Raw genomic sequence first — 13,584 nt, forward strand, 5'->3', positions numbered from 1 at the left:
GTCAGGCGTTCTCACACTTCAGAGGTCTTGCGACCCCGCAACGACTGCGATGCCTCGCAGCCGCTGCGATCCGTCTCGATTCTATCGCGGCGGTTGCCTGGGCCGCTTCTCAGCCCGCGTTGACGTACGCCGTCTTGTGCACCGTGTAGAACTCGCGCGCCGCCCGTGCCTGCTCCCGGGGACCGTAGCTCGATCCCTTCCGACCCCCGAAGGAGACGTGGTAGTCGACACCGGCGGTGGGGGCGTTGACCATGACCATTCCAGCTTGCGCATAACGCTTGAAGTGCGTCGAATATTTCAGCGACGAGGTGAAGATGCCCGCCGAGAGCCCGAAGGCCGTGTCGTTGGCCACGGCGAGGGCTTCGTCGTAGTCCGCGACCCGGATCACCGAGGCGACGGGACCGAAGACCTCTTCGACGTTGATCGTGTCCCCAGCCGAGGTCCCGGTGACGAGGGCGGGGGCGAGGAAGTACCCGTCGGTGGCCGCGTCGACGAGGTCGCCGCCGGTGACCTCTCCCCCTTCGTCGCGGGCGATGCCGATGTAGCGCAGGTCCTGCTGCAGCTGGTCCTCGGAGACGACGGGGCCGATGTCGGTGCCCTCGGCGCGGGCGTCGCCGACCGTCAGGCCCGCCATGCGCTCCTTGAGCAGTCCGACGAACTCGTCGTGGACGTCGTCGGTGACGATGAGTCGGGACGAGGCCGTGCACCGTTGGCCGGTGGAGAAGAAGGCCCCGTTGACCGCGGCGTCGGCGGCGGCCTCGAGGTCGGCATCGCCGAGGACGACGAGCGGGTTCTTCCCTCCCATCTCGCACTGGACGCGGATGCCGTGCTCGCTCGCTGCGGCGATGACGCCGCGTCCCACGGCGACGGAGCCGGTGAAGGTCACCGCATCGACGTCCGCCGAGGTGGTGAGGACCTCCCCGACGATCCGTCCGGGTCCCATGACGAGGTTGATGACGCCGTCGGGCAGTCCCGCCTCGACGAGGATGTCGACGAGGGCCGAGGCCGAGCCGGGTACGAGTTCGGCGGGCTTGAAGACGACGGTGTTGCCGTAGGCGAGCGCCGGGGCGATCTTCCAGGCCGGGATGGCGATGGGGAAGTTCCACGGGGTGATGACTCCGACGACACCGATGGGTTCGTGGGTCATCTCGGCGGTGAGGCCGGGGCGGACGGAGTCGATGATCTCCCCGGTGTTGCGGATGGTCTCCCCGGCGAAGAACTTGAAGATCTGGGAGGCGCGCAGCACCTCACCGCGGGATTCGCCGAGCTGCTTGCCCTCTTCCCGGGCGAGGAGGTCGGCGAGTTCGTCGGCGCGCTCGGCGATGAGGGTGCCGGCCGTGTCGAGGATCGCGAACCGCTGCTGAGCGGGGAAGTCCGCCCAGGCCGGTGCCGCGGCATTGGCGGCGGCGATGGCGTCCTCGACGGTCTGCGCATCGGCGCGGGCGAAGCTGCCGATGACGTCGGACGGGTCCGACGGATTGCGGTTGAGGCTGCGGTCCTCGGATCCGCGGCGCTGTCCGCCGATGAGGTTGTCGAACAGGGCCTCGGTTCCGGTCGTGGTGGCTGCTGATGTCTGGGTCATCGACGCTCCTTAGCGCGGGTCGGCGTTCCCTGGGGCCGGCTCACCTCGCTGCGAGCGGCCGGGGGACGCGGGGGTTCTTCTGGTGTCTGTGTCGGTGTTCGAGGACTGCGGTTCAGTGTCTGTCTGAAACAGGGTCTGTATATAAGGGACTGTATACACGGACTCTAGTGGTGTGGGCGGACTTCGGGGAACGGGTGGTCAGGGAGTGAGGCGCTGGGAGGGGATGGCTAAGGGCGCAGAGTCCTGGTGCTTACGGGTAGAGGCGGACAAGGTCCCAGTCCTGCGACCGGGCGAGGTCGCCGGGGTCATGACTGCCATCGGCACGGCGGAAGACCCAGCGGTCGTGGAAGCGGTTCTGCTGACCCTGCCAGAATTCGATCTCGAACGGCCGGATGCGGAAGCCGCCCCAGTGTTCGGGACGGGGCACGTCGCGGCCGGCGAGCTCCGCCTCGGCGGCGGCGTACTCGGACTCCATCTGCTCCCGCCCGCCGACCGGCTGGGACTGCTTCGAGACGCTCGCAGCGATCTGCGACCCGCGGGGGCGGACGGAGAAGTAGGCGTCGGACTCGGCGGGGGCGACCTCCTCGGCGAGGCCCCGGATGCGGATCTGCCGGTGCATGTCCTGCCAGGGGAAGTTCGCCGCGACCCGCGGATCCGCGCGCAGCTGACGCCCCTTGGCCGAGTCGTAGTCGGTGAAGAAGACGAAGCCTGCGGGGTCGACGCCCTTGAGGAGAACGATGCGGGCGACCGGGCCCCACTCGTCGAGCGTCGAGACGGTCATCGCGTTGGGTTCGCGGACCTGGCCGGCGGCTTCGTCGTACCACGTGCGGAACAGCTCGAGCGGGGAGACCTCGGGACGATCGAACGAGGACGAGATGTAGGAGGCCCGGGTCTGGGCCAGTCGGTCGACAGGCTCACTCATGGCTCCACTCTACGGGCCGCGGTCCGTCGGGGTTGCGCGGACCGTCGACAGCAGGGGCCGAGGACGTCCGTTCGCGCATGGTGAGACGGCCCGCGGGCGGGGACTCGCGTGCCCCTAGAATGGCGAGCGTGACTGCTGCGAACCTGACGATCCCAGACGAACTCCTGCCCGCCGACGGACGATTCGGATCGGGTCCCGCCCGCATCCGCGCGGCCCAGATCGAGGCCCTGAACTCCGCGGCGACGACCGTGCTCGGCACGAGCCACCGACAGGCGCCGGTCAAAAGCCTCGTCGCCCGGATCCGCTCCGGACTGACCGAGCTCTTCGACCTGCCCGAGGGCTACGAGGTCGTCCTCGGCAACGGCGGATCGACGGCGTTCTGGGACGTCGCGGCCTTCGGACTCGTGAGGCAGCGCGCTGCGCATGCGACCTTCGGCGAGTTCGGACAGAAGTTCGCCAAGGCCACCGACACCGCACCCCACCTCGAACGATCGCTCATCCTGACAGCCGAGCCGGGCACCTCGGCGATCCCGTCCCCGGCAGCGCTCGAGGCGGCAGGCCTCGGCGACAGCGAGGTCAGCGCTGACGTCTACGCGTGGCCGCACAACGAGACCTCGACCGGGGTGGCGACGACGATCGCCCGCCCCGAGGGCATCGACGAGGATGCACTCGTCGTCATCGATGCGACCTCCGGCGCCGGCGGTCTGCCCGTCGACATCGCCGAGACCGACGTCTACTACTTCGCCCCGCAGAAGAACATGGGCTCCGACGGCGGACTGTGGGTCGCGATCCTCTCCCCCAAGGCCGTTGCCCGGGCGGAGGAGATCAAGGAGTCCGGGCGCTGGATCCCGGCGTCGCTCGACCTCGTTACCGCGATCGAGAACTCGCGCAAGGACCAGACGTACAACACCCCTGCGGTGGCCACGCTGCTCCTGCTCGCCGAGCAGATCGAGTGGATCAACGGCAACGGCGGCCTCGACTGGGCCACCGAGCGCACCAGTGAGACCTCCGGTTACGTCTACGACTGGGCCGATGCCGCCGAGGTGGCCCACCCCTATGTCGCCGATCCCGCCGACCGGTCCTCGGTCGTCGCCACCGTCGACTTCGACGACTCGGTCGATGCCGCGCGCGTGGCTTCGGTACTGCGGGCCAACGGCATCGTCGACGTCGAACCGTACCGGAAGCTCGGGCGCAATCAGCTGCGCATCGCGACGTTCGTCTCGGTCGACCCGGCAGACGTCAAGGCGCTGCTGAACTGCCTCGACTTCGTCATCGACGCCCTCGCGTAGCGGGCGCGCGCCGGCGTTCTACCGCAACCCTCACCCTTAGCGCCATGAACCACCTTTGCACGGGTGGTGTGTCGAGCTAAAGGTGCGGTGAGCGGAGCCAGACCTCTGAAATGCCGCTTGGGGTGCGAGAAACGGTTACAGGTGTGCCGTGACTCTCGAGGTGCCAAGTGACGCGGCGACTATCGAGGTGCGGAGTAGCGCGCGCCGTTCGCACTGCGACGTGCGGCTCAGAGGAAGTGGATGAGCAGTCCGATGCAGAAGGCGACTGCGGCGAGCAGGGCGAGGAAGAGCTCGATGACCGTGCCGAGTCCGATCGCCTTGATCGATCCCCAGCTCGAGGACCACGCGGTCGTCGGGTCCTTGAGCCGCGCGTACTCGGCGAGATAGAGCCCGAGGACGAAGCCGAGCGGCAGCCCGAGAACCGGGATGACGAAGAAGCCGACGATTGCGAGCACACCGGCGACAGCCACCGACCGGTTCGGCACCTCCATCTCCTTGAGCTTGCGCCCGGTGAGGACGAAGGACGCGCTCATGCCGCCGGCCACGAGGACCGCGACGATCGCGAAGACGATCCATGCCGCCGGGGTGCCGATGACGAACGCCCAGATGAGCACCGCGACGGCGATGAGGATGGAGCCGGGCAGCACGGGAACGATGATGCCGAGGCACCCCACGAGCACGGCGATGCCGACGAGCAGGGAGGTCACAGTGTCCACGTTCACGACATATCCGATCTCTTCGACGGGGGTCTCTTCGACGATGGTCTGTTCAAGAGTGCTCTCATCAGGGCTCTCTTCAGCTCCGCTCGCAGCCGACCAGGTGCGCTCAGCGCAGATCCGATCCTAGGGGACCCGGTTGTGAGGACGCAGAACCGGACCTGTCTGTGAGGACGCAGAGTCAGATGAGCAGCCGCACCGCCGACCGCGCTACGGATGCCCGAGGTAGCTCACGTGCAGCCGGATCCGCGACTTCGGATCGTAGCTCAGGCGCAGGTTCTTCGCGACGATCATCCACACGAGTCCGACGCCGAACGCCAGCACACCCGAGGCAGCGCCCACCCCCATCGCCATGCGGGGTCCGAAGGAGTCCGCGACCCATCCGGCCAGGGGCGCCCCGATCGGAGTGCCGCCCATGACGACGGCCGCGTAGATCGCCATCACCCGACCGCGATAGTTCGGCGGGGTCGTCGTCTGCACATAGGCGTTCGCCGAGGTCATCATCGTCAGCGAGCTGAATCCGACGAGGATGAGAGCGGCGGCGAAGACATAGTAGTTCGTGATCAGCGAGGCGAGTCCGACAGCCAGACCGAAGCCGCCGGCAGCCCCGAAGATGAACCGCAGCCGCGGCTTCTCCCGTTTCGCCGAGGCGAGCGCACCGGCCACGGACCCGATCGCCATGACGGAGTTGAGCAGTCCGAACCCGCTCGCGTCCTTGCCGAACTCGATCCGCGCCATCGTCGCCGTGTAGATGTTGAAGTTGAACCCGAAGGTCGCGACGATGAAGAGCACGAGGAGGACGACCGTGACGTCCGGTCGTCTGCGCAGGTAGCGGAATCCGCCGAGCACCCCGCCGCCACCTCGGCGACTCGAGGGATGCAGTCGTGCCGTGTCGAGGCGGATGAGCACGGTGAGGGTGGCGGCGAACCCCAGCCCGCTGATGAGGAAGACGGGCCCGGCGCCGACGAGGGCGGTGAGGACACCGGCGACGGCGGGGCCGATCATCCGGGCGCCGTTGAACGACGCGGAGTTGAGGCTCACCGCGTTCGGCAGGAGCTTCTCCCCCACGAGTTCGGAGACGAACGCCTGCCGGGCGGGGGTGTCGAGGGTGGCGAGGATGCCGAGGACGAGGGCCAGGACGTAGACCTGCCACAGCTCGATGGTGTCGGTGATGACGAGGACGAAGAGCAGCAGGCCGACCGCGCCGAGGAGGGCCTGGGTGACCATGAGCAGCCTGCGCTTGGAGAACCGGTCGGCCAGGGCTCCGGCGAACGGGAACATGATGAGCTGGGGACCCATCTGCAGGGCCATCGTGATGCCGAGCGCCGAGGCGTTGTTGTTCGTCAGGTAGGTGAGGACGAGCCAGTCCTGCGCTGTCCTCTGCATCCACGTTCCGGTGTTCGAGATGAGCGCGCCGGCGAACCAATGTCTGTAGTTCGGCTCCGCCAGCGACCGGAACGTGTGCGCCATCTGGTGCTTCAGCCCTCCTGGAGCTCGAGTTCGCCGCGCGCGTAGTCGTCGACGACCGCCTCGGCGGGGCTGGTGTCCTGACGTCTGACGTCGGTCTCCGAATGCGCCCCGCACCCGGAGTCGAGTTGGACGACGCGCCCGTCGAAGGGCGACCACGCATTCGCGCACACCCCGAAGCTCTCGCGCAGGGATCCGGCGATCGGCATGAAGTAACCGCAGGTCACGCAGTGCGCCGAGGCGCGGGCGGCGAATTCGCCGTCAGCTCCGGCCTCGGATTCGGCCCACCGGGTCGCCGCAGCCGTGATCCCCTCGGCGGAGAGCACGCGTTCGCGGCCGATGCCGAACTCGAAGTTCGCGATCTGGTCGATGTTGTCCGCCGAGTTGTCCTCGGTCTGCTGGTAGCCCGGCTGGAGGTTCGGATCCTCGTCGACCTTGGGCAGGGTGTCGCGCGGGGTGAGGTCGCCGGGTTCGAGGCGCTGATCCCACGGCACCCATTCGGGAGCGACGAGGGCGTCGGGTCCCGGCAGCAGCGCCGTCTCGCACACGGTGACCTTCTTCGAGCGCGGGGCGCGGGCGAGCACAGCCACCCAGCGCCAGCCACGGTAGCTGGGGTCGGTGCACACGAAGTAATGGGTGACGAGTCGGGTGCCTTCGGCGACCGCGCCGAGGTGCTCGCCGATGACCGAGCTGCCGGCCACCTCGGCGATGGCGGATCGGGCGATGTCGATCGCAGCGGCCAGCTGGGCGTCGAGGACGACCTTCTCGGGGCTCGTCCGGGCAGGCTTCTGCGCTGGGGCCGCAGCCTCATCCGCCGCGCCGGAGGCAACCTCGGCGGGAACAGCCTCAGCGGCCGCACTCGTCTCGGCAACCTCGGCGGGAACAGCCTCAGCCGCAACCGTCGCCTCCGCGCCCGTCGCCGCCGCGTCCGCGTGCTCCGGGGCCCGCAGGTCGGCGAGCCATGTCGTGAACAGTGAGGACATCATGACTCCAGATCGTCGGCGATCGCCCGCAGCAGCGAGGCGACCTTGTTCCCGTGGTCGCGGTCGGGGTAGCGCCCGTGCTGCAGACCGTTGTTGAGGTCATCGAGGACCTTGATGACGTCTTCCACCATAACCGCCATGTCCTCGGCCGAGCGGCGTCGAGCCTTCGCGACCTTCGCCGGAGCCGAGAGCACACGGGCCTTGAGCACCTGCGCGCCGCGGCGGGAGTCGACGACGTCGTAGTCGAGGCGGGTGCCCTTGGTGATCTCCGTGCCCTCGGGCAGGGAGGAGGAGTGGAGGAAGGCCTGGGAGCCGTCTTCGGCGACGACGAAGCCGTAGCCCTTGTCGGCGTCGAACCATTTCACGCGTCCGGTTGGCATGGTGTCCTTTCCTGATGTGGTGCAGTGCCCTAAGGGCCTCCGGGGCGGAGGCCGGTTCTCGTGCCGGGCTGTGCCGGCGGTGCTCGTGCCGGGCAGGCCCGGCGGTGGTCGATGTCGGTGTCTGTGCGTCGGGATCGTCCCGTCCTCGCCGAGGCGGGTGGCGCATTCGCCGAGGTGTCCCGCCGATTCGCCTCGAAGCTGCGGAGGGGGTCTGTGTCCGGATCCGACCGGTCCGCTCAGAGTGCTCTCAGCCCGTCGGTGACAGGCACCGACTCACGGTGTCCTCGGCCGCATCCCGATCCGCAGTCCGGCGGATTCGGTTCAGCTCGGGCCCACCTCGGTCTGCCTGCGCCGCAGGACCGCGCGGATCACGGCCGCGGTGGCCAGGGCGAAGGCGATCGGGAGGAGGATCATCGGCAGGAACGTCAGCAGCTGCGAGGGGGTGTACCCCATCCACGCCTGACCCAGAACGCCGAGCAGACCGGCCGCTCCGATGACGGCTGCGGTGACTGCCACGACGACGATGGCCGTGTCGACACGCTTGGCTGACAATGCTCGTCCCTTTCGGATTGTGCTCTCCTGACCCCACCATCATACCCCTGGGGATACACTGAACCGCGATGTCAACGACCTTCAGCGCCTGGCTGACCCACAGCTCCGAGGAGGACTTTGAGTCCTTCGTGCGGACGCGCCGCGACCTGCTCCAACCCGAGTCGCCGACGCTCGGGGCACTCGCCGCCGCCGCGTCCTCGCGCATCGGCGTCTCCCGCGGCATCGAGGCGCTCACCGCTGACCAGCTCGACCTCTTCATCGACCTCGCCACCGCCGCCCGCACCGGCCCCGACATCGACCTCGAAGCGCTGTCGTCGTCGGCCTCGGCCCGTCCCGGGTCCGCCCAGCCGGATTCGGCTCCCGCCCGCACCGACCGTTCCCGTCCGGGGCCTTCCCCCGCCGAGGCGGATCTCACTCGTCTGCGCGACCTCGGTCTCGCGTGGCCGACGTCGACGGCGGGCACGTGGCGCATCCAGTCCGAGGCGATCACCCTGCTGCCCACCTCGGCGGCCGAGTCGACGCGCACCCGACCCTGGCATGTCGCTGCCGACGGCGTCGATGCGAGTGCGACGACGATTCCGCAGGCGCTCATCCACAACAGCGAACAGGCGGCCGTCGCCGAGGTGATCTCCTCCCTGCGCGGCCTCGTCGACTCCCTCGAGACCGACCCGGTCTCGCGTCTGACCAGCGGCGGGATCTCCAAACGCGATGTCAGTCGCCTCGCCCGGTCACTCGAGCTCGGCACCGGCCAGACGATCACCCTGCTGCTCGCGGCGAAGGCGCTCGGGCTCATCGGGGTCCTCGACGATCCGCTCGACCCGGCGTGGACGGCGAGCGAGACCGCGGCAGCCCAGCTCGCCGCCGACCGCGCCGAGCTCTGGGCCGCGCTCGTGGGGGCATGGCTGCGGGAGTCGCAGGAGGTCACCCAGCTCGTCGCCGGGGCGAGCGCGAACGAACGCCTCACGGTGCTCGCGACCCCGAAGAAGTCCCTGTTCAAAGGCTTCGCCCAATCCGTTCCGGCGATGCCGCTGCTGCGCTCCGCGGTGCTCACCGTCCTCCACGACATCGGCCTCGGCTCGTCCCGGTCGGCTGCGTGGATCCACCGGGAGGTCCTGCGACGGCATCCGCTGCTGCCCGCGCATGAGACCGCGATGACCGCCGAGGTGCTCAGCACCACCGTCATGCTCGGCCTCGCCACGACCCCGCTCCAGCAGCCCGACCACTTCGGGCCCAGCCGGTTCGGGTCGATGCTCGCCGCCGGGCTCACCCGCACCATGGCCGACGAGGCGCGCCGTGACCCGGCGATCGCGCCCCTGGGACTGAGCGTTGCCGCGCTCACCGTGCCCGCCGAGGTCGTCGCCGAGGTGCGCCACGGTCTCGTCCCCGAAGTCGAGTCCGTGCTCATCCAGTCCGACCTCACCGCGGTCGCGACCGGCCCGATCGACCCGAGCGTCCACCATGTGCTGCGTCGCTTCGCCGTCGTCGAGGCGCGCGGGCAGGGCACCGTCTACCGCATCGACGCGGACACGATCGAGGCGAGCATGCAGTCGGGCATCGACGCCGCCGAGGCGCTCTCCCAGCTGCGGGCGATCAGCGCCGAAGACCTGCCGTCGACCCTTGAGTTCCTCGTGACGAACACCGCGGCGAAGCTGCGTCGGGTTCGGGTCGCAGGCTCCCGGGCGGTCCTCGTCGTCGACGACCCCGTGGACCTCGACGTCATCCTCGCCGACCCGCTCATGGTGCCCGCCGGCCTCGAGCGCCTCGCCCCGACCGTGGCGATCAGCCAGCTCGGCCCCGAACGGACGATGCACCTCCTCGAGACCGGTGACCACCATGCCCTCCTCCACTCCCCGACCGGTCCTGTGCGCCGCCGTTCGGTGATCACCGAGACCCAACCCGAGGTGACGACGAGGAGACGGGCCCGGGTCAGCGATGACCGCCTCGGCGACTACATCCGGATCCTGCGCTCCCCTGCGGCCGCGGTCGCCCAGCAGTCCTCGAGCGACGAACCGCTCGGGCACCTCGACCGGCTGCGGGAGGCCGCGGCGACGAAGTCGCTCGTGACGATCCGGCTCGCGGATTCGCACGGGCACGAACGCACCGTCGAGATGCGTCCGACCACGGTCAACGGGGGTCGCGTGCGGGGCACGGTGACGTCGACGGGCGCCGAGGCGTCCCTGTCGGTCGCGCGCATCTTGAGCGTCGCGACGGCGGGGGAACAATCGGGACCGCACGGGCGTTGACCACCTCGGTGTCACCTCGGCGAAGGAAGATATGAACGGACCTCTCATCGTCCAGTCCGACCGGACTGTGCTCCTCGAATCGGGCCATCCCCTGGCCGTCGAGGCGGCCGTGGCGATCGCCCCGTTCGCGCAGCTCGCGCGCACCCCGGAGTACATCCACACGTACACGATCACGCCGCTGGGACTGTGGAACGCCCGCGCCAGCGGCCATGATGCGGAGTCCGTCGTCGACGTCCTCCTCGAGTTCGCGAAGTACCCGGTGCCGCACGAACTCCTCGTCGACATCGTCGACATCATGGACCGCTTCGGGGTGCTCACGCTCATCGATCACCCGATCCACGGGCTGACCCTGACCTCGACGGAGACGGAGCTGCTCGACCGACTCGTCGACCAGCCGGACCTCGTGGGCAAGTTCGGCAGGCGCCTCGACGCCGAATCGGTCCTCGTCCATCCCTCGGAGCGCGGGGAGCTCAAGCACGCCCTCCTCCAGCTCGGGCATCCGGTCTCCGACCATGCCGGCTACGTCGACGGCGAAGCCCACGACATCGAACTCAGCGACGACGCACACGGCGGCGGCTGGCATCTGCGCGACTATCAGCGGGAGGCGATCGACCACTCCCTGGCCGGGGAGTCCGGGGTCGTCGTCCTGCCGTGCGGGGCCGGGAAGACCGTTGTCGGGGTCGCGACGATGTCGCGGGTGCAGACGACGACGCTCATCCTCGTGACGAACTCGGTCTCGGCGAAGCAGTGGAAGGACGAGATCCTTGCGCGCACGACGCTGACCGAGGACGAGATCGGGGAGTACTCGGGGTCGGTCAAGGAGATCCGGCCGATCACGATCGCCACCTATCAGGTGCTCACGACGAGGCGGAAGGGCTCGTACCTCCACCTCGAACTCCTCGATGCCAAGGACTGGGGGCTCGTCATCTACGACGAGGTGCACCTCCTGCCGGCCCCGATCTTCCGGCTCACCGCGAGCCTGCAGGCCAGGCGGCGGCTGGGCCTGACCGCGACGCTGGTGCGTGAGGACGGCCGGGAGGACGAGGTGTTCTCCCTCATCGGGCCCAAGCAGTACGAGGTGCCGTGGAAGGAACTCGAGCGCCTGGGGTTCATCGCCACCGCGGCCTGCCATGAAGTCCGGGTCCGCCTCGACGGGGGCACCCGAACCGTCTATGCCCGCGCCGACGGTGAGGACCGGTACCGGTTGGCGGCGACCTCGGATGCGAAGCTGCCCGTCGTCGAGGACCTCGTCGCCGAGCATCCGGATGCGCAGATCCTCGTCATCGGCCAGTACCTCGACCAGCTCGAGGAGATCGGGGCGGCCCTCGGCGCCCCGGTGCTCACGGGGCAGACCCCGGAGTCGCAACGTCAGCAGCTCTTCCGTGACTTCCGTTCGGGGGCCATCCGCGTCCTCGTCGTGTCGAAGGTCGCGAACTTCTCCGTCGACCTGCCCGCCGCCTCGGTGGCGATCCAGGTCTCCGGCGCCTTCGGGTCACGGCAGGAGGAGGCACAGCGTCTGGGCCGGATCCTGCGGCCGAAGGAGGATGCGGGTTCGGCGACGTTCTACACCGTCGTCGCCGCCGACACCGTCGACGAGCACTTCGCAGCCCAGCGCCGCCGCTTCCTCACCGAGCAGGGCTACAGCTACGACATCGAAGTCCGGTAACCCCTCCGCAAACTTCACCCGACGTCCCAAATGCGATGCGGCGCCGCCCGCGTTTTGGGACGTCGGGTGAAGTTTGCGGGTGCCTCACCCGCGGGTGCGGACGACGCGGCCCTCGTCCCACACCGGTTCGCTCGACTCGTAGACCTCGCCGTCGGAGCCGAAGACGAGGAACCGGTCGAAGTCGCGGGCGAACCAGCGGTCGTGGGTGACTGCGAGCACCGTGCCGTCGAAGGCCGCGAGCGCATCCTGGAGGGCCTCGGCGGAGACGAGGTCGAGGTTGTCGGTCGGTTCGTCGAGGAGGAGCAGGGTGGCCCCGGCGAGTTCGAGCAGGAGGATCTGGAACCGTGCCTGCTGACCCCCGGAGAGCGAGTCGAAGGTCTGTTCGGCTGCCCCGGCCAGCTCGTAGCGGGCGAGCGCCCGGGACGCCGGTTCCCGCGGCAGCCCGTTGCGGTGCTCGTCGCCTCGGTGGAGGATCTCGAGCAGGCTGCGCCCGCCGAGGTCCGGTCGCCCGTGGGTCTGCGCGAACCAGCCGGGCCGCACCCTCGCACCCAGCCGCACTCGTCCCTCATGGTCGACGGCGGGGATGTCGATGTCGCTGACCGGCCGATGCTCGGCCTCGGGATCGGTGCCGCCGGCGGCGAGCAGGCGGAGGAAATGGGACTTGCCCGACCCGTTGGATCCGAGCACCGCGACCCGATCGCCGTAGTGGACCTCGAGGTCGAAGGGCAGCATGAGGCCTGTGAGTTCGAGGTCGTCGGCGACGATCGCGATCTTCCCGGTCCGTCCCCCGCCGAGGCGGATGCCCAGGTTCTGCTCGCGCGGAATCGCCTCGGGCGGGCCGGCGGTCTCGAAGCGCTCGAGCCGTGTCTGGGCCGCCCGGTACCGTGAGGTCATGTCCGAGTTGTAGGCGGCCTTCTGCTTGTACATCTGGACGAGGGCACGCAGCTTCGCGTGCTCCTCGTCCCAGCGCTTGCGCAGCTCCTCGAGCCGGTCGAAGCGCGCCGCCCGGGCGTCGTGGTACGTGCCGAAGCCGCCCGAGTGCACCCACGCGGAGTTGCCTGCCGCGGAGAGTTCGAGCGTGATGATCTCCGTCGCCGCCTGCGCGAGGAGCTCCCGGTCGTGGGAGACGAAGAGGACGCTCTTGTCCGTCTCCTTCAGCTGTGCCTCGAGCCACCGTTTGCCGGGCACATCGAGGAAGTTGTCCGGTTCGTCGAGGATGAGGACCTCATCGGTCCCACGCAGCAGCGCCTCGAGCACGAGCTTCTTCTGCTCCCCGCCCGAGAGCGTGGAGATCGCACGGTCCCGGCACTTGTCGAAGGGGATTCCCAGCGCCGAGGTGGTGCACGTGTCCCAGAGGACCTCGGCGTCGTAGCCTCCCGCATCCGCCCATTCGCTCAGCGCGTTCGCGTACGCCATCTGCACCTCGGTGGTCTCCCCGCCGGGACCGAGCAGACGGTTCTCGGCCCGCCTGACGAGGGCCGCGGCGGCGCGGATCCGCTTGGGGGCGAGCTCTTCGAGCGCCTCTGAGACGGTGTCGGCGGTGATGAACTGGCGCATGAGACCTACCGAGCCCGTGTGTGAGACGGAACCGGTCTCCGGGGCGAGCTCACCGGTGAGGATGCGCAGCAGCGTCGTCTTCCCGGCGCCGTTCGCGCCGATGAGCGCGGCTTTCGCACCGTCGCCGACCCGGAAGGACACTCCGGCCAGGAGGGGTCGGCCGTCGGCCAGGGTGTACGAGACGTCGCTGATGTCGATGTGGCCCATGGCCTCAAGCTATCAGCAGC

The 13,584-nt window shown here is 69.2% G+C and carries 11 protein-coding genes; 3 read left to right on the forward strand and 8 right to left on the reverse strand.

What is annotated here, in order from left to right; genetic code table 11:
• Positions 1 to 109: 109 nt before the first annotated feature.
• On the reverse strand, positions 110 to 1,582 hold the full coding sequence (locus AAHA49_RS03495) for an aldehyde dehydrogenase family protein (RefSeq protein WP_205772103.1): 1,473 nt from the start codon (positions 1,580 to 1,582) through the stop codon (positions 110 to 112).
• A gap of 250 nt (positions 1,583 to 1,832) precedes the next feature.
• Complete coding sequence (gene pdxH, locus AAHA49_RS03500; protein WP_167559864.1) at positions 1,833 to 2,504, reverse strand: pyridoxamine 5'-phosphate oxidase; 672 nt, start codon at positions 2,502 to 2,504, stop codon at positions 1,833 to 1,835.
• A gap of 128 nt (positions 2,505 to 2,632) precedes the next feature.
• On the opposite strand from pdxH, the gene serC reads away from it, so the two are divergent.
• Positions 2,633 to 3,793 carry a phosphoserine transaminase gene (gene serC / locus AAHA49_RS03505; protein ID WP_167559862.1) on the forward strand — a complete coding sequence of 387 codons (1,161 nt, stop codon included), beginning with the start codon at positions 2,633 to 2,635 and terminating at the stop codon, positions 3,791 to 3,793.
• A gap of 227 nt (positions 3,794 to 4,020) precedes the next feature.
• Here the strand turns inward: serC and AAHA49_RS03510 are convergent, their stop codons facing one another.
• The 5 genes from AAHA49_RS03510 to AAHA49_RS03530 all read right to left on the reverse strand — a co-directional run bounded on the left by AAHA49_RS03510 (position 4,021) and on the right by AAHA49_RS03530 (position 7,891).
• On the reverse strand, positions 4,021 to 4,515 hold the full coding sequence (locus AAHA49_RS03510; RefSeq protein ID WP_167559859.1) for a DUF456 family protein: 495 nt from the start codon (positions 4,513 to 4,515) through the stop codon (positions 4,021 to 4,023).
• A 204-nt stretch (positions 4,516 to 4,719) separates the two neighbouring features.
• The gene (locus tag AAHA49_RS03515) at positions 4,720 to 5,979 is read right to left on the reverse strand and encodes an MFS transporter (protein ID WP_167559856.1); all 1,260 of its coding nucleotides are present in this window, start codon (positions 5,977 to 5,979) and stop codon (positions 4,720 to 4,722) included.
• A gap of 8 nt (positions 5,980 to 5,987) precedes the next feature.
• Positions 5,988 to 6,959, reverse strand: a complete 972-nt coding sequence (locus tag AAHA49_RS03520; RefSeq protein WP_240941126.1) for a DUF3027 domain-containing protein — start codon at positions 6,957 to 6,959, stop codon at positions 5,988 to 5,990.
• The gene (locus AAHA49_RS03525; RefSeq protein WP_167559852.1) at positions 6,959 to 7,339 is read right to left on the reverse strand and encodes a cold shock domain-containing protein; all 381 of its coding nucleotides are present in this window, start codon (positions 7,337 to 7,339) and stop codon (positions 6,959 to 6,961) included. The genes AAHA49_RS03520 and AAHA49_RS03525 overlap by 1 nt, the downstream gene beginning before the upstream one ends.
• A 321-nt stretch (positions 7,340 to 7,660) precedes the next feature.
• Positions 7,661 to 7,891, reverse strand: coding sequence for a hypothetical protein (locus AAHA49_RS03530; RefSeq protein WP_339392249.1), 231 nt, complete (start codon positions 7,889 to 7,891; stop codon positions 7,661 to 7,663).
• Positions 7,892 to 7,959: 68 nt separating this feature from the next.
• On the opposite strand from AAHA49_RS03530, the gene AAHA49_RS03535 reads away from it, so the two are divergent.
• Both AAHA49_RS03535 and AAHA49_RS03540 read left to right on the forward strand, forming a co-directional pair.
• Complete coding sequence (locus AAHA49_RS03535) at positions 7,960 to 10,134, forward strand: helicase-associated domain-containing protein (RefSeq protein WP_342037207.1); 2,175 nt, start codon at positions 7,960 to 7,962, stop codon at positions 10,132 to 10,134.
• Between the two features lie 31 nt (positions 10,135 to 10,165).
• Positions 10,166 to 11,800: a DNA repair helicase XPB gene (locus tag AAHA49_RS03540; protein WP_339392251.1), complete on the forward strand. Its 1,635-nt coding sequence runs from the start codon at positions 10,166 to 10,168 to the stop codon at positions 11,798 to 11,800.
• A gap of 84 nt (positions 11,801 to 11,884) precedes the next feature.
• On the opposite strand, the gene AAHA49_RS03545 is transcribed toward AAHA49_RS03540, so the two are convergent.
• Positions 11,885 to 13,564, reverse strand: a complete 1,680-nt coding sequence (locus AAHA49_RS03545; protein ID WP_342037208.1) for an ABC-F family ATP-binding cassette domain-containing protein — start codon at positions 13,562 to 13,564, stop codon at positions 11,885 to 11,887.
• Positions 13,565 to 13,584 lie beyond the last annotated feature (20 nt).

This window comes from Brevibacterium ammoniilyticum (assembly GCF_038429965.1).
Lineage (GTDB): Bacteria > Actinomycetota > Actinomycetes > Actinomycetales > Brevibacteriaceae > Brevibacterium > Brevibacterium ammoniilyticum.

Excerpts from the sequence above, each read along its gene's own strand:
- AAHA49_RS03495 (WP_205772103.1), bottom strand. The coding sequence starts at position 1,582 with ATGACCCAGACATCAGCAGCCACCACGACCGGAACCGAGGCCCTGTTC.
- pdxH (WP_167559864.1), bottom strand. The coding sequence starts at position 2,504 with ATGAGTGAGCCTGTCGACCGACTGGCCCAGACCCGGGCCTCCTACATC.
- AAHA49_RS03515 (WP_167559856.1), bottom strand. The coding sequence starts at position 5,979 with ATGGCGCACACGTTCCGGTCGCTGGCGGAGCCGAACTACAGACATTGG.
- AAHA49_RS03520 (WP_240941126.1), bottom strand. The coding sequence starts at position 6,959 with ATGTCCTCACTGTTCACGACATGGCTCGCCGACCTGCGGGCCCCGGAG.
- AAHA49_RS03525 (WP_167559852.1), bottom strand. The coding sequence starts at position 7,339 with ATGCCAACCGGACGCGTGAAATGGTTCGACGCCGACAAGGGCTACGGC.
- AAHA49_RS03535 (WP_342037207.1), top strand. The coding sequence starts at position 7,960 with ATGTCAACGACCTTCAGCGCCTGGCTGACCCACAGCTCCGAGGAGGAC.
- AAHA49_RS03540 (WP_339392251.1), top strand. The coding sequence starts at position 10,166 with ATGAACGGACCTCTCATCGTCCAGTCCGACCGGACTGTGCTCCTCGAA.
- AAHA49_RS03545 (WP_342037208.1), bottom strand. The coding sequence starts at position 13,564 with ATGGGCCACATCGACATCAGCGACGTCTCGTACACCCTGGCCGACGGC.